This window comes from Geodermatophilus sabuli (assembly GCF_010686765.1).
Lineage (GTDB): Bacteria > Actinomycetota > Actinomycetes > Mycobacteriales > Geodermatophilaceae > Geodermatophilus > Geodermatophilus sabuli_A.
Genome location: NZ_JAAGWF010000005.1, coordinates 168,388 through 188,916, shown reverse-complemented (window position 1 = coordinate 188,916; position 20,529 = coordinate 168,388). Strand labels below are relative to the sequence as shown.

Genomic DNA, 20,529 nt, shown 5'->3' with positions numbered 1-20,529 from the left:
AACTTGCCCGTGGCGGCAGGTGTCGGGTGCGTATCGCCCATGTACCCCCTGCGTCACACTGCCACGCTCCCGAGAGGACTCCCATGCAGCTGAACGGCAAGGTCGCCGTCGTCACCGGGGCCGGTCGCGGCCTCGGCCAGGCCTACGCCAAGGCCCTCGCCGCGGCCGGTGCCGCCGTCGTGGTCAACGACCTCGACGTCGACCAGGCGGAGGTGACCGTCCGGGAGATCCAGTCCGCCGGGGGCACCGCGGTGGTCGAGGGGTCGGCCATCGGCTCGACCGAGGCCGCCGACGCGCTCGTCGCCAAGGCGGTGGAGGAGTTCGGCCGGCTCGACGTCATGGTCACCAACGCCGGCGTGCTCCGGGACCGCTCGCTGCTGAAGATGGACGACCAGGACTTCGACCTCGTCGTCCACACCCACCTGCGCGGCACCTTCACCTGCGGCCGCGCCGCGGCGAGGCAGTTCAAGGAGCAGGGCGGCAACGGCCGGCTCATCCTGATCGGCTCCCCGGCGGGCCAGCGCGCCAGCTTCGGCCAGACCGGCTACACCGCCTCCAAGGCCGGGATCGTCGGCCTGGTCCGCACCTGGGCCGCCGAGCTGGAGCGCAGCGGCACCACGGTCAACGCCGTCATCCCGGTGGCGCTGACCCGCATGGTCGCCACCATCCCGGCCCTGGCCGAGCTGGTGGAGAAGACCGAGCGGGGCGAGCCCATCCCGGCCGACGTCCGCCGCACCGGCCTGGGCACGCCCGACGACGTGGCCGGCCTCGTGGTGTTCCTCGCCTCCGACGAGGCCGCCGGCGTCACCGGCCAGGCCATCGGGATCGGCGGCGACCGGATCGCGGTCTGGTCGCACCCGACCGAGGTCGCCGTCGAGGTCCGGGAGGGCGGCTGGTCCGCCGACGCGATCGCCGAGGCGTTCCCGACGACCTTCCAGCCGCACCTGCAGGCGTGGAAGCCCGACACCGTGCCCGGCGCCCCCGAAGGGAAGTGACCCACGTGCCCGAGATGAACGTCGACGAACTGGTCGCCATCGACGTGCACACCCACGTGCACAAGTCGGTCCGCAGCGAGGCCCCGAGCCGGTCGGGCGCCGAGGACATGGGGGAGTACTTCGGCATCGGCAAGATGCCCGAGTACTCGGTCCCGGAGCTGGCCGAGTACTACCGCGAGCGCAAGATGGGTGCGGTCGTCTTCGGCGTGGACAGCATCTCGCAGAGCGGTGAGGACATGCTGGCGACCAACGAGGAGGTCGCCGAGCTCGCCGCCGAGCACGGCGACGTGCTCATCCCGTTCGCCAGCATCGACCCGCACCGCGGCGCAGCGGGGGTGAAGGCGGCCAAGCGGCTGGTCACCGAGTACGGCGTCCGGGGCTTCAAGTTCCACCCGAACACGCAGGCGTTCTTCCCCAACGACCGGCTGGCCTACCCGCTGTACGAGGTCATCGCCGAGCACCAGCTCATCGCGCTGTTCCACACCGGCCAGACCGGCGTGGGCGCGGGCACCCGGGCGGGCGGGGGCATCCGGCTGAAGTACTCCAACCCGATGCTCGTCGACGACGTCGCCGTCGACTTCCCGGACATGCCGATCATCCTGGCGCACCCCTCGTTCCCGTGGCAGGACGAGGCACTGTCGGTGGCCACCCACAAGCCGCAGGTCTACATCGACCTGTCCGGCTGGTCGCCGAAGTACTTCCCGCCGCAGCTGGTGCAGTACGCCAACTCGCTGCTCAAGAACAAGGTGCTCTTCGGGTCGGACTTCCCGGTCATCACGCCGGAGCGGTGGATCAAGGACTTCGAGTCCATCGCCATCAAGGACGAGGTCCGTCCGAAGATCATGAAGGGGAACGCCGCCACGCTGCTCGGCCTCACCGGCTCCGCCGACCAGGGCTGATCGGGGCGACCTCGTGAACGAGAGCTTCGCGACCGTCCTCGAGACGGTCGGCGACCTGCGCCGCGACCGGGTCGCCGTCAGCCACGGCGAGCGGTCGCGGACGTGGGCCGAACTGGACGAGCGAGCCGCGCGGCTGGCCGGGCACCTGGCGACACAGGGCGTCGGGCCGGAGTCGCGGGTCGCCGTGGCGCTGTACAACGGCATCGAGTACCTGGAGAGCGTCTTCGCGATCCTGAAGCTCCGCGCGGTGCCGCTGAACGTCAACTACCGGTACCGCCGGGACGAGATCGTCGGGCTGCTCGAGGACGCGCAGGCCGACGCGATCGTCTTCGACGCCTCCCTGGCCGAGCGGATGGGCGAGGCCCGCCCCGCGCTGCCCCGCCTGCGCACGCTGCTCCAGGTGGGGACGGGCGAGCTCCCGGAGTGGGCGACCGACTACGAGCAGGCGATCGCCGCGGCCGGGCCCGCGCCCCGCATCGAGCGCGGCAACGACCACTGGCTGATGTACACCGGCGGTACGACGGGGAAGCCCAAGGGCGTGCTGTCCCGGCACTCCGGGCTGTTCGCCACGTGCAGCGCCAACGGGCTGCTGCTGCTGGGCGAGGCGCTGCCGACGACGCTCGACGAGCTGCGGGCGGCGCTGGAGCGGCTCGGCCTGGACCGCGACTCGATGGTGTGCCTGCCCGCGCCGCCGCTGATGCACGCGACCGGCATGTACACCACCTTCGGCGCGCTGCTGGCCGGCGGCCGCGTGGTCTACCTCCCGTCGAAGTCCTACGACCCCGACGAGCTGGCCGCCACCGTGCAGCGGGAGCAGGTCGACACCGTCTCGATCGTCGGCGACGTCTTCGCGCGGCCGCTGGCCGAGGCGCTGGACGCCGCCGAGGCGGCCGGTCGCCCGTACGACGTGTCCACCCTGAAGCTGATGATCAGCGTCGGGGTGACCTGGAGCGCCGACGTCAAGGAGCGGCTGCTGCACCACGCCGACATGGTCTGCCGCGACCTCGTCGCCTCCTCCGAGGGTGGCCCCTACGCCGTCCAGGAGACCCGGCGCGGCGAGGTCACGGTCACCTCCCGGTTCAGCCTGTTCCCCGGTGCCCGGGTCATCGACGAGGACGGCGGAGACGTCGTCCCGGGGTCGGGACAGATCGGGCTGCTGGCGGCGCCGGTCGACGAGCACATCCGTTACCAGGGCGACGAGGAGGCGACCGGGAAGACCTTCCGCGAGTACGGCGGACGGCGCTGGGTCGTGCCCGGCGACATGGCCAGCATCGACGCCGACGGCTCCGTGGTCTTCCACGGCCGCGGCAGCCGGGTGATCAACACCGGCGGCGAGAAGGTCTACGCCGAGGAGGTCGAGCTGGCGCTGCTGACCCACCCCGCCGTCCGCGACGCCATGGTCGTCGGCACTCCCGATCCCCGCTGGGGGTCCCGCATCGTGGCCGTCGTCGCGCTCCGGCCCGGCGCCCAGCTGACCGACGAGGAGGCCCGGGCGCACGTCGGCGCTCAGCTGGCCGACCACAAGCGGCCCCGCGAGCTGGTCGTCGTCGACGAGCTCAAGCGCAGCCCGTCGGGCAAGGCCGATCTCGGCTGGGCCCGCACCGTCGCCCAGTCCCATCCGTGAGACCCGTCCGCACAGAGGAGCACACCCCATGAGCACCCCCACCACCGTCGACGGCATCGAGGGCGTCAAGAGCCTGGTCGGTCAGGAGGTCGGCCCCACCGACTGGGTCGAGATCACCCAGGACATGGTCAACCTCTTCGCCGACGCCACCGGCGACCACCAGTGGATCCACGTCGACGTCGAGCGGGCGAAGAAGGAGAGCCCCTTCGGCGGCCCGATCGCGCACGGCTACCTGACGCTGTCGCTCATCCCGCGCTTCCTGCCCCAGCTGACCCAGTTCACCGGGTTCGGCATGGGCGTCAACTACGGCACGGAGAAGGTCCGCTTCCCCTCGCCGGTGCCGGTGGGCGCCAAGCTGCGCGCCAAGACCCGGTTCGACGAGGTCACCGACATCAAGGGCGGCGTCCAGATCCAGCAGACGGTCACCTTCGAGACCGAGGGCGGCACCAAGCCGGCCTGCGTCGCCACGATCGTGGTGCGGCAGTACGTCTGATGGGGGTCACGCCGGCCGGGCCGGTCTCGCTGACCGCCCGGCTGGCGGCCCTGGACACCTGCGCGCTGTCCGACGCCCTCGACGGGTACGGGCGCGCGGGGGTCCTCGCCGGCCTGCGGCCGCTGTGGCCCGTGCCGCGGGTGGTCGTCGGTCGCGTCCGCACCCTCCGGGTCGGCCCGCGCGAGCCCGGCGCCGGGCCGACGGTGCATCTCGGGACGCAGCTGGTCGAGACCGCCGAGCCCGGGGACGTGGTGCTCGTCGACGCCGGCGGGCGCACCGACGTCTCGTCCTGGGGCGGCATCCTCAGCACCGCCGCCACCCGGGCCGGCATCGCCGGGATCGTCATCGACGGCGCCTGCCGCGACATCGGCGAGAGCGAGCAGCTGGGCCTGCCGGTGTTCGGGCGGGCCGTCGTCCCCACCAGCGCCCGCGGCCGGATCGTCCAGCTGGGCATGGACGAGGAGATCACCGTGTGCGGCGTCCCCGCCCGGACGGGCGACCTGCTCGTCGCCGACGTCTGCGGCGCCGTGCTGGTACCCCAGGACCTGGCCGAGCAGGCGGTGGAGCTCGCCGAGCGGATCGCCGCCCGCGAGCGGGACATGGTCGCCGCGGTGCGCTCGGGCCGCTCCGTCGTCGACGTCATGCACGACTCGCAGTTCCCGTCCCCCCGCTGACCCCCGCCGAGGAGCTCATGAGCGCCCCGCTGCCCACCGCCGAGTTCGCCGGGCTGCCCACCGCGGCGCTGTCCGACGCCATGGACCGTCTCGCCCTGCCGGCCGCCTGCCAGGGCGTCCGGCCCCTGGCCCCGGGGCAGCGGCTGCTCGGCCGGGCGTTCACCGTCCGGTACGTGGCCACCGGCCGGCCGCCGGGCACCGTCGGTGACTTCGTCGACGACGTGCCGCCCGGGGACGTCGTGGTGATCGACAACGGCGGCCGCGAGGACTGCACGGTGTGGGGCGACATCCTCACCGCCGTGGCCTCCCAGCGGGGGATCGCCGGCACCGTCATCGACGGGGTCTGCCGCGACGTGCACCGCGCCCGGGACATCGGCTACCCCGTCTACAGCCGGGGCTGGTTCATGCGCACCGGCAAGGACCGCGTCACCGTCTCCGACGTCGGGACGCCGGTCAGCGTGGCCGGCATCCGGGTGCGCGCCGGCGACCTGCTCGTCGGGGACGACGACGGCGTGGTCGTGGTCCCGGTGGAGGTGGAGCAGGAGGTGCTCGCCATCGCCCGCGAGATCGAGGACCGCGAGGGCGCCATCCTGGCCGCCGCGCTGGCCGGCAGCAGCCTGCGCGACGCGCGGGCGGCGCAGGGCTACCACCAGCTCCAGCGCGCCGGCCGACCCCATCCAGACGAGGAGGAACGGTGACCGGACGCCGGTCGATCGAGGTCGAGGGGCTGCACCACAGCGCCCCCATCCCCATGGCGGCGCGCGTCGGCCCGCTGCTGGTCTCCAGCGGCATCTCCGGGCAGGACCCGGCGACCGGCGAGGTGCCGGCGGACGTGGCGGACCAGGTGCGCCTGGTCTTCGCCAACCTCGGCCGCGTGCTGGCCGCCGGCGGGGCGGGCGCGGGCGACGTCGCCAAGCTGACCTTCTTCGTGCGCGACCGCGCCGTCCGGGCCGCCATCGACCCCCACTGGCTGGAGATGTTCCCCGACGCGGACAGCCGCCCGGCCCGGCACACCCTGACCGCGGACCTGCCGCCCGTCTTCGACGTGCAGTGCGAGGTCATCGCCTACGTGACGGAGGACGCCCGGTGATCATCGACGCGCACGCCCACGTGCTCGCCCCGGAGGTCTTCTACGCCTACCGGGCGCAGCTGCTGGGCAGCGGCGGGTACCACCAGGACCCCCCCAAGATCACCGAGGAGGCCCTCGCGGCGTCGGCCGCGGCGAACGTCTCGATCATGGACGGCGTCGGCACCGACGTGCAGTTCATCTCCCCGCGGCCGTTCCAGCAGATGCACTCGGCCAAGCCGCCGGAGATCGTGCACCGCTGGATCCGCGCCAACAACGACGTGATCGCCCGGTCGGTCGCCCTGCACCCCGACCGCCTGGCCGGGGTCGCGGGCCTGCCGCTGTGCGCCGGGGCGCCGGTCGAGTCGTGCTTCGGCGAGCTCACCCGCGCCGTCGAGGAGCTCGGCTTCATCGGGGTCAGCCTCAACCCCGACCCGTACGAGGGCACCGGCGGCGACACCCCGACCCTGGGCGACGAGTCCTGGTACCCGCTGTGGGAGCGGCTCGTCGAGTACGACGTCCCGGCCCTCATCCACTCCGCGGGCTGCTACAACGGCCGGGAGGTCTACAGCGACCACTTCATCACCGAGGAGTCCATCGCCGTCCTCTCGCTGATGCGCTCTCGGACGCTCCTCGACTTCCCCGACCTGAAGCTGATCGTCGGGCACGGCGGCGGCTCGGTGCCCTACCAGATCGGCCGCTGGAAGGCGGCCCGGCTGGCCCCGGGGCTGGGCAACGACGCCCTGGACGAGCGGTTCGAGGTCTCGCTGCGCCGGCTCTGGTTCGACACCTGCCTCTACGACCAGGCGTCGCTGGCGCACCTGTTCACCACCGTCGGACCCGAGCGCTGCCTGTTCGGCACCGAGCGGCCGGGCAGCGGCTCGGTGACCGACCCCGACACCGGCCGCCCCTTCGACGACCTCAAGCCGGTCATCGAGGGCATCCCCGCGCTCTCCGAGGCCGACCGCCGGGCGGTCTTCGAGGGCAACGCGCGGAGGGTGTTCAGCCGCTGGCCGGGGCCGACGACGGCATGACGGCCCTGGCGCCCGAGGAGCTCGCCGACCTGCGGTCGACCGTGGCCGGCGCGCTGCGGGCGGCGTGGGACGCCCCGCAGGCCGCCGGCCGGGACGGCGCGGGGGAGGGGGCGCTCACCGCGGTCTGGGACGTCGCCGTCCGGCAGGGGTGGACCGAGTTCGGGGGCGCCGACGCACTGGACGCCCTCGTCGCGGTCACCACCGAGCTGGGCCGGCTGGCCTGCCCCCTGCCGCTGGCCGACGGCTACGTCGCCGCGCGACTCCTGGGGGAGGACGTCGCCGAGGAGGTCGCCGAGGGCCGGGTGCGGCCCGTGGTGGCGCCGGCCGGGTCCGGGGGGACGGTCCGCTTCGTGGACGGTGCGGGCGCGGCGACCCACGTGCTCCGGCTGCCGGACGGCGCGGGTGACGTCGTCCTCGCGCCGGTGGCGGCGTACCGGCCCACCCCGGGGACGCCCGCACCGGCCTGGTCGGACGTGGACCTCGGCACCGAGGGCGTGCTGACGCACCCGGTGACGGCGGCCGAGGCGGAGGCCGCGCGGGCGGTCGTGCGGCTCGCGCTGGCCGCCCGGGCGATGGGCGCGGCGGCGCGGTCGGCGGAGCTCGCGCTCGAGCACGCGACGCTGCGGCACCAGTTCGGCCGGCCCATCGGGTCCTTCCAGGCGGTGTCGCACCGCTGCGTGGACGGCGCGATCGACGTCGGCGCCGGGACGGCGCTGACCGACGAGGCGGTGCGCCTGGCGACGGCGGGCGACCCGGCGTGGGTGCTGGCCGCCGAGCTCGCCGTCGCGCACGCCGCCGACGCGGCACCGCGGGTGCAGTTCGGCGCCCACCACACGCTGGCCGCCATCGGGTACTTCGAGGAGCACGAGGCGCCGTGGCTGTTCCGCCGGGTGCACGGCGACCTCGCGCGGCTGCCGCTGTTCGCCCTCGCCGCCGGCGAGGCCGGTGACCTGCTGGTCGAGGGGAACGCCGGCCTGCCCGCGCTCGACCTCGGCGAGACGGCGGAGGCGGCCCGCACCGAGCTGCGCCGGTTCCTCGCCGAGCGGGTGCCGGAGGGGCTGACCGGTGAGGACCCCGCGCTGCTCGACCTGCTGGGCGACGCCGGGTACCTGGCCGCCGGGCTCCCGCCGGAGTACGGCGGCCGCGGTGCCGACGCCGCCGAGCAGGTCGCGATCGGCGAGGAGCTCACCTACGCGGGACTGGCCCGGGAGGCCCGGGTGGCCGCCGCCATGCTCGGCCCGTCGATCGCCGCGCACGGCGACGCGGAGCAGCGCGCCCGCTTCCTGCCGCTGATCGCGCGCGGCCGGATGCCGTTCTACCTCGGCTACAGCGAGCCCGAGACCGGTTCCGACCTGGCGCACCTGCGGACGACCGCCCGCCGCGACGGGGACGACTGGGTGGTCACCGGCCAGAAGGCGTGGGGGACCGGCGCCCACCGCGCCGAGTGGATCTGGCTGGCCGCCCGCACCGATCCCGACGCCCGGGCGCACGCCGGCATCACGGTGTTCCTCTTCCCCGTCGGGCTGCCCGGCTGGAGCCTGCAGGAGCACCTGTCCCTGGGCGGGGAGATCTCCTGCAGCTCGTTCTTCGACGACGTCCGGGTGCCCGATGCCGCCCGCATCGGGGAGCCGGGCAGCGGCTGGCAGGTGCTCACCGCCGCACTGGCCCACGAGCGCATCCACATCGCGTCGGGCACCGCGCGGCTGCTGCGGCTGTTCGACGACCTGCTCGCCGTCCTGCGGGCCGATCCGTCGGTGGCCGGTCCGCGGGGCTCGGCTGCCCGGCGCACGGTGACCGAGCTGGCCGCCAGGCTGCAGGCCGCGCGGACGCTGGTCGCGTCCAGCACCCGCCGCGCCCTGGCGGCCGGCAGCGACTCGGCGGCGGCGGGGATGGCGAAGATCGTCGGCAGCGAGCTGGAGGAGGACCTCGGCGAGGCGGTGCTGCGGCTGCTCGGGCCCGCGGCGGCCCTGGCCGACGGCCCCAACGCCGGGGCGCCGCAGACGTTCGAGGCCTCCCTGCGGTTGTCGATCATGATGGTCGTGTCCGGCGGGACCAACGACATCCAGCGCAACGTGGTGGCCCGTTCCCTCGGACTGCCCCGCTGACGCCGGGCGGCGCCGTCAGAGCTCGAGGACCAGCCTGGGGCAGGCGGCGCGCGAGACGCAGATGAACATGGTGTCGTTGGCCGCCTGCTCGGCCGGGGTGAGGAGCGAGTCCCGGTGGTCGACCTCACCGGCGAGGACCGGCGTCTCGCAGGTGCCGCACGTCCCTTCCTGGCAGGAGGAGAGCACGGCGATCCCGGCGTCCTCGACGACGTCGAGGACGGACCGGTCCGGGGGGACGGTCAGGGTCAGGCCGCTGACGGTCAGCTCCACCTCGAAGGAGCCCGTGCGGACGGGAGCGCCCTGCTCCTTGGGGCTGAACCGCTCCAGGTGCAGGCTGCCCGCCGGCCAGGAGGCGCAGTTGTGCTCGACGGCCTCGAGCAGCGGCTCCGGACCGCAGGCGTAGACCACCGTGCCGGGCTGCGGGGTGCCGAGGACCCGGGGCAGGTCGATGAGACCGACCTCGTCCTGCGGGTGCAGGGTGACCTGGTTGCCGGTCGCGTCCTCGAGCGCCTCGAGGAACGCCATGGAGCGTCGGCTGCGCCCGCCGTAGTGCAGCTCCCAGTCCGCGCCGGCGGCCTCGGCGGCGGTGAGCATCGGCAGGATCGGGGTGATGCCGATGCCGCCGGCGATGAACAGGTAGCGCGGCGAGTCGACCAGCGGGAAGTTGTTCCGGGGGCCACGGACCTCGACCTCCGCCCCCGCGGTCAGCGCCTCGTGCACGTGCTCGGACCCGCCGCGGCTCTCCGGTTCCCGGAGGACGGCGATCCGCCACACCGACCGGTCGCGCGGGTCGCCGCAGAGCGAGTACTGGCGGGTCAGGCCGTCGGCCAGCTCGAGGTCGATGTGCGCGCCCGGCGCCCAGGCCGGCAGCTCGGCACCGGACGGGTCCCGCAGGTCGAGGACGACGACACCCTCGGCGCCGACGGTGCGGGCGGCGATCAGCAGGCGGAGGTCCACCTCGTCGTGGGTGCTGTGCACGGCAGTACTCCCCTCTCGGGACGGTGGCACTCGGACCGGGGACGCGCGGCCGGGCGACGGACCGCGCGATCGGGTCGAGGGTGACTGCCGTCACGGCGTCTCCGGAGCGGTACTTCCGAGAAGCGGAAGCACCGGTCCGTGGGGAGCAGTGATCGCCGTCACGTCGGCGGGGGACCCCCGCACGCCGGGCCCCGGGCCGGCGGTCGGCGGGCGTGCGACGACCGCGGTGCCGGCACGTCCTCGGCTGTCACTAGGGTCACACCTGGGCCCGTGGCCGGCGGCCAGGCGCCTCGCGGATGCCTCTCGTCAGCGAAGGAGACGCCCATGCGGGTCGACACCGCGCCACCGGCCACCACTCCGGCGCCGTCGGACGGGGACGACGGCGGCCCGACGCTCGACCGCGGCCGGTCGATCACACCGGTCGAGCTCGCGCGCCGTGCCGACTGGATCCGGCTCCAGACCATCGAGCTCATCGACCGGGCCGGCCTCGGTCACTACTCGAGCACCTTCTCCTCCGCCGAGGTCTTCGCGACGCTCTACTACCGCACGCTGCGGCTCCGCCCGTCCGACCCGGCGTGGCCCGACCGCGATCGCTTCCTGCTCGGCAAGGGCCACGCGGCCACCGGCCTGTGGCCGGTCCTCGCCGACCTCGGCTTCTTCCCCACGGAGTGGCTCGACACCTTCGGCACCGCGGGCACCGCCCTCAACGACCACCCGGACATGCTGCGGGCGCCGGGGATCGACTTCAGCTCCGGATCGCTGGGCCAGAACCTCTCGGTGGGCACGGGCATCGCCCTCGCGGGGCGGCTCCAGGAGCGCGACTACCGCACCTTCGTGCTCACGGGGGACGGCGAGCTGCAGGAGGGGCAGGTCTGGGAAGCGGTGATGGCCGCCAGCCACTACCGGCTGGGCAACCTGGTGGCGGTCGTCGACGCCAACGGGTTCTCCGGTTCCGGGCCGACCTCCGACGCGATGGGCATCGAGCCGCTGGCGGCACGCTTCGAGTCGTTCGGGTGGGCGGTCCGGGAGATCGACGGGCACGACCCCGAGGCGCTCCTGAGCGCCTTCGACACGCTTCCCGACCCCTCGGCCGAGCAGCCGGTCTGCGTCATCGCGCGAACCCGGAAGGGCAAGGGCGTGCGGATGATGGAGGAGGCGCCCCAGGCGTGGCACCTCGGCCACCTGGGACCCGACCTGCGCCGTCAGGTCGTCGAGGAGATCTCCGGGAGGATGCCGTGACCGCGATGCAGGAGGGCGCGCACGTGCCGTCGGTCGAGGAGTCCGACGAGCCGAAGATGCGCGACGTGTTCTCCGACGTCCCCACGGACACGGGACTCGCCACCGATCCGGCCGGCGTCGTGATCGCCGAGCTCGGGGACGCCGACCCGCGGATCCTCACGCTGTCGGCCGACGTCGGCGTCACGCTGGCGGAGTTCCGCTCCCGGCACCCGGAGCGCTACATCGAGATGGGCATCGCCGAGACCAACTCCATCTCGGTGGCCGCGGGCCTGGCCGCGTCGGGCTTCGTGCCCTACGTGTTCTCGATGAGCGCGTTCGGCGTGCTGAAGACCGCCGAGCAGCTGCGCACCGGCGCCGCCTACAACCGCCTCCCCGTCCGGCTGGTGGGCCGGCTGACCGGCCTGGCGATGGGCTTCTTCGGCACCAGCCACCACGCCGTCGAGGACGTCGCGGTGGCGCGCGCCATCACCGGCCTGTCCGTGGTCGCGCCGGCCGACGCCCAGTCGGTGATCAGCCTCATGCGAGCCACCGTGGACCGCGAGGGCCCGGTGTACATCCGGATCGCCGAGGACGCGCAGCCGGTCTACGCGGAGCCGCCGACCTACCGGCCGGGCGAGCTGCTGCGCGTCCGCGAGGGCGCCGACGTCACCCTGGTCGGCCACGGCATGGGGGTCGGCCTGGCCCTGCGTGCCGCGGCGCGGCTGGCCGAGGAGGGGGTGCAGGCCGAGGTGCTCGACGCCGCGTGGCTCAAGCCCTTCGACGCCGAGGGCGTGGTCGCCAGCGCCCGTAGCACGGGCGCCATCCTCACCATCGAGGACCACGACGTCGTCGGCGGGCTGGCGAGCATGGTGGCCGAGGCGGTCGGCCGGGCGGGCGTGGCCGCCGCGTTGGGCAGCATCGCGCTGCCGGACGAGCGCCTCGAGGTCGGCGTCCCGGCGCAGCTCTACGAGCGCTACGGGCTCACGGTGCCCAACGTGGCCGCGCAGGCCAAGGCGCTGCTGGGTCGGTGAGGGCGGTCGGTGCGTCCACGGGCGCACCGGCCGGGCGTCGTGCACGACGGTGACCCGGCTGCGGGGTCACCACGTCAGGCGCAGCGGGAGCTCCTGGGGCCCTCGGTTGACGAAGCTCGGCAGGTAGTCGATCTGGTCCGGCTCCACCGCCAGCTCGAAGCGGGGGATGCTCCCCAGCAGCGTCTCCAGGGCGACGCGGCTCTCCAGCCGGGCGAGGATGTTGCCCAGGCACGAGTGCACACCCCTGCCGAACGCCAGGTGCGCCGACGGCCTGTGCCGCGCGAGGTCGAGCTCGTCGGGCCGCTCGACCAGCGCGGCATCCCGGTTGCCCGAGCCGTACATCACCTGCACGCGGGCGCCGGCCGGGATGGCCACGCCGCCCACCTCGGTGTCCCGCGTCGTCAGGCGGAACAGGCCCTGGATGGGGGACTCCAGCCGCAGCGACTCCTCGATGAAGAAGCTCAGGCGCGACGGGTCCGCGCGCAGCCGGTCGGCCAGTCCGGGGTCCCGGGCCAGGAGCAGGATGCTGTTGCCCAGGTGGTCGGTCGTCGTGATGTTGCCGGCGATGAGCAGCTCCATGACGAACCGGGTCGAGTCGTGCCGCGGCAGGCCGGCGGTGCGCTCGGCCGCGGCGATCGTGTGCAGGATCGTGTCCTCGTCCTCGCCGGCTGCGGCCGCGGCCTCGAGCGAGGGCGCCAGGAGGGCGGCGAACTCCTTGGCGATCCGCACGATCTCGCCCGGGTCCGCGCTGTGGTTCCCGACCGTCGCGGCGAGCTCCTCCGACAGCGAGCGGAAGGACGCGGTCTCCTCGTCGGGGACGCCGAGCACGGTGGTGATCACCGCGATCGGCAGGGGCACGGCGAGCGCCGCCATGGCGTCCACCTCGGTCTGCCCCCGGACGTCGTCGACCAGGGCGGTGCACAGCTCGCGGATCCGCGGCTCGAACCGGGCCAGCCGGCTCGGGGTGAAGGCGCGCTGCACGAGCTTGCGTCGCTGCGCGTGCTCCGGCTCGTCGGACAGCAGCAGGAACGGGACGTGCCGGGCCAGCTCGCTCTGCGGCGGGATGGGCGGCGCCCCGATGGCGTTGCGGGAGGAGAACGTCTCCGGGTCGCGCAGGACGGCGTCGACGTCCTCGGCGCGGGTCACCAGCCAGGCGTTGGCCGCCTCGACGAACGTCACCCCACGCTCCCGCAGCTCCGCGTAGGCCGGGAAGGGGCACCGCAGCGCCTCCGGCTCGAGTCTCGCGGCGGCGTCGATCAGCATGCGCGTCCCTCTCTCCGTCCGGGCCCCGGTGCCCGTCACCCGGCTCCGGCCAGGCGTCCTCCCGGCCGGGCCCGGCGCGCGGCCCCCCCGGGTGGGTCAGGACCGGACACTGGCACCGTCACCGCCTCCCGTCAAGGAAGCGCATCAGACCTGTCCGGGGCGGGGCAGCGCGCCTGCGCGGCCCGCAGACGCGCCGCTGACCTGCAGTTCTGCAGCAGGAGCGGGAGGCGTGGTCGCCGGGCGGGACGCGAGTCCTCTGCCGTCCCGCAGAAACGTTTGTCAGATCGTTGACGGTGACCAGCGTCACGCATACGTTCCCGAGTGCCCTCGTCGCGACCGGCGGCGCCGGCAGAGGCACTGCGGAGGACATCCCATGACTGACCAGGTGGCCGCCCTCGAGGCGCGGATCGCACAGCTCGAGAACCGGCTCACCCGGGCCGAGGACGTCGAGGCGATCCGGCGGCTGCAGTACACCTACGGCTACTACCTCGACAAGACGTACTACGAGGAGGTCGTCGAGCTCTTCGCCGACGGCGAGGACACCCGGGTGCACTTCCTGCACGGCGTCTTCCACGGCAAGGAGGGCGCCAAGCGCCTCTACACCGGCCGGTTCATGACCAAGTTCGCCGAGGGGCACAACGGGCCGCGCTACGGCCGGCTGCTCGACCACCCGCAGATGCAGGGGATCATCACGCTCTCGGAGGACGGCCAGTCCGCGCGCGCCCGGTTCCGCTCGGTGATGCAGGCGGGCACCCACGAGACCGTGCCCGGCTTCCGCCAGTGGTTCGAGGGCGGCCTCTACGAGAACGAGTACGTCAAGCAGGACGGCCAGTGGCGGATCAAGGTCCTCAACATGCGCTCGTTCTGGCAGGGCGACTTCGACAAGGGCTGGTCGCGCGCCCCGGTCGAGTACGCGGGGTACCTCACCGAGACCTACCCGACCGACCCGCACGGTCCCGACGAGATCGTCGACGACTGGTCGATGTTCCCGCACACCGAGACGATGCCGTTCCACTACGTGCACCCGGTGACCGGCCGCCAGGTCACCGACTGAGACTGCGCGTCCCCGAGCCCAAGGAGTTGTGATGGCCACCGTCGTCGGGGCGATCGGCACCTCGCACAGCCCGATGCTGCTCACCAACCCGCGCCTGTGGCGCGAGCGGGCGGCACAGGACCGGAGCAACAAGGAGCTCTACGACACCTCCGGCCGGCACGTCACCTTCGACGAGCTCTCCGCCGCGGTGGGCGACCGGTACGCCGCGGAGCTGACCGACGAGGTGTGGGAGCAGCGCTACACCGCCTGCGTGGAGGGCATGGACCGCCTGGCCGCCGACCTGGCCGAGCTGCGGCCCGACGTCCTGGTGGTGATCGGGGACGACCAGGAGGAGGTCTTCGACGCCACCAACCAGCCGTCCATGGCGATCTTCTGGGGCGACAGGTGGGAGACCGGGACCATGGAGGGCGCACCGCCCGGTGAGTTCTTCGAGGCGGTCAAGTCCGGCTACGCCATGGACGCCGTCCACCAGTTCGACGGCCACCCACAGCTGGCGCTCGACGCCATCCGCGGCCTGGTCGCCCGCGACTTCGACGTCGCCAGCGTCGCGAGCACCCCGCCCGGGCACGGGTTCGGTCACGCCTACGGCTTCATCATCCAGCGGCTGCTCGGCGAGCGCACCGACGTGCCCGTGGTGCCGGTCATGCTGAACACCTACTACCCGCCCAACCAGCCCTCGGCGCGGCGGTGCCACGACTTCGGCCGGGCCCTGCGCGCGGCGCTGGAGGCCTCGCCGGTGGACGCCCGGGTGGTGCTGGTCGCCTCGGGCGGACTGTCGCACTTCGTCGTCGACGAGCAGCTGGACCGGCGGGTGCTCGACGGCATCGCCCGGCGGGACGCCGAGTCGCTGCGCGGCATCCCCGACGACCTGCTCAACGCCGGCTCGTCGGAGATCCGCAACTGGGTCGCCGTCGCCGGTGCCATGCACGACCGCGAGGTGCTGTGGTCGGAGTACGCCCCGTGCTACCGCACCGCCGCGGGCACCGGGTGCGGCATGGGCTTCCTCCGATGGCAGTGACCCGGTGACCGGGGCAACCGCCGCCGCGGCGTCGCGACCGGCAGCGGACGACGCGACGCCCCTGCTGCGGGTCGAGGACGTGAGCGTCCGCTTCGGGGGCGTGGTCGCCCTCGACGGGTTGTCCTTCGACGTCCCGCGGGGCAGCATCTGCGGGCTGATCGGCCCCAACGGTGCCGGGAAGACGACCATGTTCAACGTCGTCAGCCGGGTGTACGAGGCGAGCTCGGGTCGGGTGCTGCTCGACGGTCAGGACCTGCTGCGGCTGCCGGCCCACCGGATCGCCTCCGTCGGGGTCGCCCGCACCTTCCAGAACATCGCGCTCTTCCCCACGATGACGGTCCTCGACAACATCACGGTGGGCGCGCACTCACGGGGTTCGGGCGGCTGGGTGTCCGCCGCGCTCCGGCTCGGGACCCGGCGCAACGACGCGGCGGCCCGGGCGGACGCCATGGCCCTGCTGGACCGGCTGGGCCTGGCCTCCCTGGCGCTGCGACCGGTGGCCGGGCTGCCGTTCGGCACGATGAAGCGGATCGAGCTGGCGCGGGCCATGGCCGCCCGGCCCAAGCTGCTGCTGCTCGACGAGCCGGCCAACGGCCTCACCCACTCGGAGGTCGACGAGCTCGGCTCGGTGATCCGGACACTGCGCGACGACTTCGCGTTGTCCGTCCTGCTGGTGGAGCACCACATGAAGATGGTGATGGGCATCAGCGACCGGGTGACCGTGCTGGACTTCGGCCGCCGGATCGCCGACGGGACGCCCGCGCAGGTGCAGCGGGACCCCGCCGTCATCGCGGCCTACCTCGGCGGCGACGTCCACCGCGACGGGGACGGGAGCGATCGTGGCTGAGGCGCTCCTGCAGCTGTCGGACGTCCATGCCGCCTACGGCGAGGTCGAGGTGCTCCGCGGGTTGGACCTGGAGGTGGGCGAGGGGGAGGTCGTCGTCCTGCTCGGCGCCAACGGCGCCGGCAAGACCACCACCCTGCGCGCCATCTGCGGCATGGTCGGCACCCGCGGCTCGGTGCGCCTCGCCGGCCAGGAGCTCGTCGGCCGGCCCACGGAGTGGGTCATCCGTCAGGGCATCGCGCACGTCCCCCAGGGCCGGGGGGTCTTCGGTTCGCTGTCGGTCGAGGAGAACCTGCGGGTCGGCGCCTGGAACCGCAGGGACACCGCCGGGATCCAGGCAGACATCGAACGCTGGTACGGCGTCTTCCCCCGGCTGGCCGAGCGGCGCACGCAGCTCGCCGGCGGGATGAGCGGCGGTGAGCAGCAGATGCTGGCGGTCGCCCGGGGACTGATGGGCCGGCCGCGCCTGCTGCTCCTCGACGAACCCTCGCTGGGCCTCGCCCAGATCATCACCCGGGAGCTGTTCCGCCAGCTCGAGCAGATCAACCGCGAGGAGTCGGTGTCCATGCTCATCGTCGAGCAGAACGCCGAGCTGGCGTTGTCCTTCGCGGGCCGGGGCTACGTCCTCGAGTCCGGCTCGATCGTGCTCGGAGGCACCGCCGACGAGGTGCGGGGCAACGAGGACATGCGCCGCGCCTATCTGGGCTACTGAGGGGGTCCGCCGACGTGTCGCCCAACATCGACAACCCCGCCTACCTGCTGACCCTGCTCACCGGCGGCCTGACCAATGGTGCCCTCTACGCCCTGGTCGCGCTGGCGATCGTGCTGGTCTACAAGACGACCAGCCACATCAACCTCGCCCAGGGCGAGATGGCCACCCTGGGCGCGTTCGCGGTGTTCGAGCTCACCCGGCGCGGGGTCCCGGTCTGGATCGCCATCGGCATCGCGTTCCTGCTGTCCTTCGCCCTCGGCGCCGGCCTCGAGCGCGGGCTGATCCGGCCGCTCGAGCGCCGGGGCGTCTTCCCCGTCATCCTCGCGACCCTGGCGCTGTTCCTGATCATCAACGCCGGCGTGGCCATCATCTGGGGCACCCAGCCGGTCGAGGCGCCGGAGCCGATCCCCGGCGGGATCGAGGACAAGGTCGACGTCCTCACCGGCCCCCCGCCGTTCTTCGTCACCTACGTCTCCCTCGGCGTCCTGGCCGTGCTGGTCGCACTCCTGCTCGGCCTGTGGCTGCTGCTCGAGAAGACCAAGCTCGGCCTGGGCTACCGGGCCGTGGCGGCCAACCGGGAGGCCGCTCAGGTGATGGGCATCCCGGTCGGCCGGATGTACATGTTCGGCTGGGGCATCGCCGCCGCCCTCGGCACGTTGGCCGCCGCCCTGGTCGCCGAGACCGCCGGCACGCTGGACTTCAACTCGATGGGCGTGATCCTCATCTTCGGGCTGGCTGCCGCCACGCTCGGCGGGTTCGACAGCGTCCCGGGTGCAGCGGTCGGCGGGCTGGTCCTCGGTCTGGTCATGGCCTTCGTGCCGGGGCTGTTCACCGTCGTGGAGGGTGACCTGAGCGTCGTCATCGCCCTGGTCGTCGTCCTCGTGGTCCTGCTGGTCCGGCCGCAGGGCCTGTTCGGCACCAAGACCCTGGAGCGGGTGTGAAGACGCGCGTCGTCCTGGAGGGCTCGCGAGCCCACCGGCTGTGGCAGGGCGCCGGGCTGGCCCTCGCCGTCCTGGTCGCCCTGGCGCTGCCGCTGCTGTCCAGCGACTTCCGGATCGGGCAGTTCAGCCTGGTCATCGCGTACGCGGTGGCCGTCCTGGGCCTGAACCTGGTCACCGGCTTCACCGGTCAGGTCTCCCTCGGCCACGGGGCCTTCTTCGGTCTGGGCGCCTACACCACCGCCATCCTGGTCACCGACCACGGCTGGGCCTGGGCGGCGACCGTGCCGGTCGCCGCACTCCTCGGGCTGGCCCTCGGGTTCGTGGTCGGCATCCCCGCGCTGCGCCTGCACGGGCTCTACCTCGCCGTCATCACCCTGGCCGTGGGCGTCGCGTTCCCGGTCGTGGTCAGCCAGCCGGTCGGTCTCGCGCTGGGCACCGGCGGAGTGGCCGGGAAGACCGTGCAGGTCAGCTGGGACAAACCCGCGTGGTTCGGCCTCGACGTCTCCGACCGCGGCTGGACGTTCATCGTCATGGCCGCGATCGCCGGCGTCCTGTTCTGGCTGGCGACCGGGCTGGTCCGCAGCCGGATGGGCCGGGCGATGGTGGCGCTGCGGGACAACGGCACCGCGGCGGCCATCGCCGGGATCTGGCCCGCGGAGGTGAAGACGGTCGCGTTCGCGATCAGCGCCCTCTACGGGGCGGTGGGCGGCTGCCTCTACCTGCTCACCACGCCGATCGTCAGCCCGGCGACCGTCGGCTTCACCATCACCCTGCTGTTCATCACCGCGATGGTGCTCGGCGGTGCGGCCACCGTGTCCGGGGCGTGGATCGGCGGCATCGCGATGGTGTTCCTGCCCTACTACACCGCCGAGTGGGCCGGGCAGATCCCGGTCCTCCGCGAGCTCACCGACCAGCCCGGGCTCTTCGCCAACGTGATCTACGGCCTCATCCTCATCGTCTTCATCTACTTCGTCCCGGCCGGGTTGGTGCCGCTGCTGACCCGGCTGCGGACCCGCTTCCTCGTGATCGTCCCGCCGGAGGCGGCGGCCGGGCCGACGCCGTCCGGCAGCGACACCACGCCGGGCGCTCCCGACGGCGGACTGGCCGGACCCAGTCCGGCGATCGGCGGACCGGTCACGGCCGCCGGCGACCACGACCTGTCGCACGACCCCGGGCCCCCTGCCCGGGCCATGGCCCCGCCCCGGGGCTCCAGCCAGGAGGAGAGAACGTGATGACGAGGACACGCCGCTCGTTGGCGCTGACCGGCGCCGGCCTGCTGCTGCTGGGCGTCGCCGCCTGCGGCGACACCCGCAGCGAGGGTGACGCCGGTGGTGGCGGTGGTGGGCAGACCAACGCCGAGGGGGAGTTCAGCGTCGACACCTCGGCCTGTCCGGAGGAGGCGACGACCGAGCTCGCCGACGGAGAGCCGATCCGGGTCGGCTCCAGCCAGCCGCTCAGCGGCCCGCTCGCCGTCCCGGGAGCCGCCAACGTCGCCGGCATCACCGCCTACTTCGAGAAGGTCAACGCCGAGGGCGGCATCGACGGCCACCAGCTGGAGCTCGTCGCCCGGGACGACGCCTTCGACGCCGCCCGCGCGGTCACCAACGCGCAGGCGTTCATCGGCCCGGAGGAGGTCTTCGGCACCCTGGCGCAGGTCGGCACCCCGCAGATCAACGCGACCATCCCGATCTACGCCGGCGCGTGCGTGCCGCAGCTGTGGGCCATCACCACCTCCCCGGGCTTCCAGGACCCGGAGGAGAACCCGTGGGTGGTCAACGGCATCCCCCCGGCACCCGTGGAGATCCAGGCGATCGTCGACTACATCGCCGAGCAGGTCCCCGGCGGCTCGGTCACCCAGATCCTGGGCACCGAGGCGCTGGCGGAGGACTTCAACGCCGCCATGCCGGGCCTGGCCGAGGAGGCCGGCCTGACCATGCAGCCGCCGCAGACCATCCCGGGCGGGGCGACGAACTTCGACGCGCAGATCTCCGCCGCGGTGGCCGGGCAGCCCGACGCCATCGTGCTGGCGGCCCTCCCCAACTTCGCGCCCGGCTTCCTGACCGGCCTGGCCCGGGCCGGCTACGAGGGCCTGGTGGTGCTGAACTCGTCGGCGAACGCGGCACAGCAGTGGATCTCTCCCTCCGACCCCGCCGGTGAAGGCGCCGTCGCGCCGCTGTTCCGCAAGGACCCCACCGACCCGCGGTGGGACGACGACCCGGCCATGCAGGAGTACCTGGCCGACATGGAGGCCGCCGGCCAGGGTGAGCTGGCCCCGCTGGGCAACGCGCTGGACGGCTACGGGTGGGGCGAGCTGATGGTGCAGAACCTGCGGGATGCCGCCGAGATGGAGGGCGGACTCACCCGGGCCAACCTGATGAACGCCGCCTGGAACACCGACATGGAGCGGCCGCTGATGCTCAACCCGCAGGCGACCACCAGCGGCCCCGACGACCCGTTCATCGCCGAGTCCGGCGAGATCGCCGCCTACTCCGCGGAGACCAAGGGCTGGGAGACGGCGATGGAGTGGGACTACTCGGGCGAGAGCGGGCAGATCGTCGGCCAGGGCTGACCCGACCGGCA

20 protein-coding genes are annotated in these 20,529 nt (G+C 73.5%); 18 read left to right on the top strand and 2 right to left on the bottom strand.

What is annotated here, in order from left to right; all coding sequences use genetic code 11:
• Positions 1 to 83 precede the first annotated feature (83 nt).
• Genes GCU56_RS04490 through GCU56_RS04450 form a run of 9 tightly spaced genes read left to right on the top strand, consistent with a single transcriptional unit; the run spans position 84 to position 8,890 of the window.
• A complete protein-coding gene (locus GCU56_RS04490) occupies positions 84 to 995 on the top strand; it encodes an SDR family NAD(P)-dependent oxidoreductase (RefSeq protein WP_163480313.1) in 912 nt (303 codons plus the stop codon).
• A gap of 14 nt (positions 996 to 1,009) precedes the next feature.
• Positions 1,010 to 1,894 carry an amidohydrolase family protein gene (locus tag GCU56_RS04485; protein WP_163480411.1) on the top strand — a complete coding sequence of 295 codons (885 nt, stop codon included), beginning with the start codon at positions 1,010 to 1,012 and terminating at the stop codon, positions 1,892 to 1,894.
• A 13-nt stretch (positions 1,895 to 1,907) separates the two neighbouring features.
• Positions 1,908 to 3,518, top strand: a complete 1,611-nt coding sequence (locus tag GCU56_RS04480) for an AMP-binding protein (protein ID WP_163480312.1) — start codon at positions 1,908 to 1,910, stop codon at positions 3,516 to 3,518.
• 28 nt (positions 3,519 to 3,546) lie between these two features.
• Positions 3,547 to 4,011, top strand: coding sequence for a MaoC family dehydratase (locus tag GCU56_RS04475; protein ID WP_163480311.1), 465 nt, complete (start codon positions 3,547 to 3,549; stop codon positions 4,009 to 4,011).
• Positions 4,011 to 4,685, top strand: coding sequence for an RraA family protein (locus GCU56_RS04470; protein WP_163480310.1), 675 nt, complete (start codon positions 4,011 to 4,013; stop codon positions 4,683 to 4,685). The genes GCU56_RS04475 and GCU56_RS04470 overlap by 1 nt, the downstream gene beginning before the upstream one ends.
• Before the next feature lie 17 nt (positions 4,686 to 4,702).
• The gene (locus GCU56_RS04465; protein ID WP_163480309.1) at positions 4,703 to 5,383 is read left to right on the top strand and encodes an RraA family protein; all 681 of its coding nucleotides are present in this window, start codon (positions 4,703 to 4,705) and stop codon (positions 5,381 to 5,383) included.
• On the top strand, positions 5,380 to 5,775 hold the full coding sequence (locus tag GCU56_RS23705; protein ID WP_345771628.1) for a RidA family protein: 396 nt from the start codon (positions 5,380 to 5,382) through the stop codon (positions 5,773 to 5,775). The genes GCU56_RS04465 and GCU56_RS23705 overlap by 4 nt, the downstream gene beginning before the upstream one ends.
• Positions 5,772 to 6,785: an amidohydrolase family protein gene (locus tag GCU56_RS04455; RefSeq protein ID WP_163480308.1), complete on the top strand. Its 1,014-nt coding sequence runs from the start codon at positions 5,772 to 5,774 to the stop codon at positions 6,783 to 6,785. The genes GCU56_RS23705 and GCU56_RS04455 overlap by 4 nt, the downstream gene beginning before the upstream one ends.
• Positions 6,782 to 8,890, top strand: coding sequence for an acyl-CoA dehydrogenase family protein (locus GCU56_RS04450; RefSeq protein WP_163480307.1), 2,109 nt, complete (start codon positions 6,782 to 6,784; stop codon positions 8,888 to 8,890). Before GCU56_RS04455 ends, GCU56_RS04450 begins: the two co-directional genes overlap by 4 nt.
• A gap of 15 nt (positions 8,891 to 8,905) precedes the next feature.
• Here the strand turns inward: GCU56_RS04450 and GCU56_RS04445 are convergent, their stop codons facing one another.
• Entirely contained in the window at positions 8,906 to 9,868 is a 963-nt protein-coding gene (locus GCU56_RS04445; RefSeq protein ID WP_163480306.1) for a 2Fe-2S iron-sulfur cluster-binding protein, read from the bottom strand.
• A 324-nt stretch (positions 9,869 to 10,192) separates the two neighbouring features.
• On the opposite strand from GCU56_RS04445, the gene GCU56_RS04440 reads away from it, so the two are divergent.
• Positions 10,193 to 11,107, top strand: a complete 915-nt coding sequence (locus tag GCU56_RS04440) for a transketolase (protein WP_163480305.1) — start codon at positions 10,193 to 10,195, stop codon at positions 11,105 to 11,107.
• Between the two features lie 5 nt (positions 11,108 to 11,112).
• On the top strand, positions 11,113 to 12,117 hold the full coding sequence (locus GCU56_RS04435; protein WP_239521788.1) for a transketolase family protein: 1,005 nt from the start codon (positions 11,113 to 11,115) through the stop codon (positions 12,115 to 12,117).
• A 66-nt stretch (positions 12,118 to 12,183) separates the two neighbouring features.
• Here GCU56_RS04435 and GCU56_RS04430 read toward each other — a convergent pair whose 3' ends face one another.
• The gene (locus tag GCU56_RS04430) at positions 12,184 to 13,380 is read right to left on the bottom strand and encodes a cytochrome P450 (protein ID WP_163480303.1); all 1,197 of its coding nucleotides are present in this window, start codon (positions 13,378 to 13,380) and stop codon (positions 12,184 to 12,186) included.
• Positions 13,381 to 13,753: 373 nt separating this feature from the next.
• Here GCU56_RS04430 and GCU56_RS04425 point away from each other — a divergent pair, with 373 nt between their 5' ends.
• The 7 genes from GCU56_RS04425 to GCU56_RS04395 are packed head-to-tail and all read left to right on the top strand — an operon-like array spanning position 13,754 to position 20,518.
• Positions 13,754 to 14,434 (top strand): nuclear transport factor 2 family protein, encoded by a 681-nt coding sequence (locus tag GCU56_RS04425; RefSeq protein WP_163480302.1) that lies wholly within the window; start codon positions 13,754 to 13,756, stop codon positions 14,432 to 14,434.
• A gap of 31 nt (positions 14,435 to 14,465) precedes the next feature.
• Positions 14,466 to 15,452 (top strand): hypothetical protein, encoded by a 987-nt coding sequence (locus GCU56_RS04420; protein ID WP_163480301.1) that lies wholly within the window; start codon positions 14,466 to 14,468, stop codon positions 15,450 to 15,452.
• A gap of 4 nt (positions 15,453 to 15,456) precedes the next feature.
• Positions 15,457 to 16,299 (top strand): ATP-binding cassette domain-containing protein, encoded by an 843-nt coding sequence (locus tag GCU56_RS04415; protein WP_163480300.1) that lies wholly within the window; start codon positions 15,457 to 15,459, stop codon positions 16,297 to 16,299.
• On the top strand, positions 16,292 to 17,008 hold the full coding sequence (locus tag GCU56_RS04410; RefSeq protein WP_163480299.1) for an ATP-binding cassette domain-containing protein: 717 nt from the start codon (positions 16,292 to 16,294) through the stop codon (positions 17,006 to 17,008). The genes GCU56_RS04415 and GCU56_RS04410 overlap by 8 nt, the downstream gene beginning before the upstream one ends.
• 14 nt (positions 17,009 to 17,022) lie before the next feature.
• On the top strand, positions 17,023 to 17,949 hold the full coding sequence (locus tag GCU56_RS04405; RefSeq protein ID WP_163480298.1) for an ABC transporter permease subunit: 927 nt from the start codon (positions 17,023 to 17,025) through the stop codon (positions 17,947 to 17,949).
• Positions 17,946 to 19,181 carry an ABC transporter permease subunit gene (locus tag GCU56_RS04400; protein ID WP_163480297.1) on the top strand — a complete coding sequence of 412 codons (1,236 nt, stop codon included), beginning with the start codon at positions 17,946 to 17,948 and terminating at the stop codon, positions 19,179 to 19,181. The genes GCU56_RS04405 and GCU56_RS04400 overlap by 4 nt, the downstream gene beginning before the upstream one ends.
• The gene (locus GCU56_RS04395; RefSeq protein WP_163480296.1) at positions 19,181 to 20,518 is read left to right on the top strand and encodes an ABC transporter substrate-binding protein; all 1,338 of its coding nucleotides are present in this window, start codon (positions 19,181 to 19,183) and stop codon (positions 20,516 to 20,518) included. The genes GCU56_RS04400 and GCU56_RS04395 overlap by 1 nt, the downstream gene beginning before the upstream one ends.
• Positions 20,519 to 20,529 lie beyond the last annotated feature (11 nt).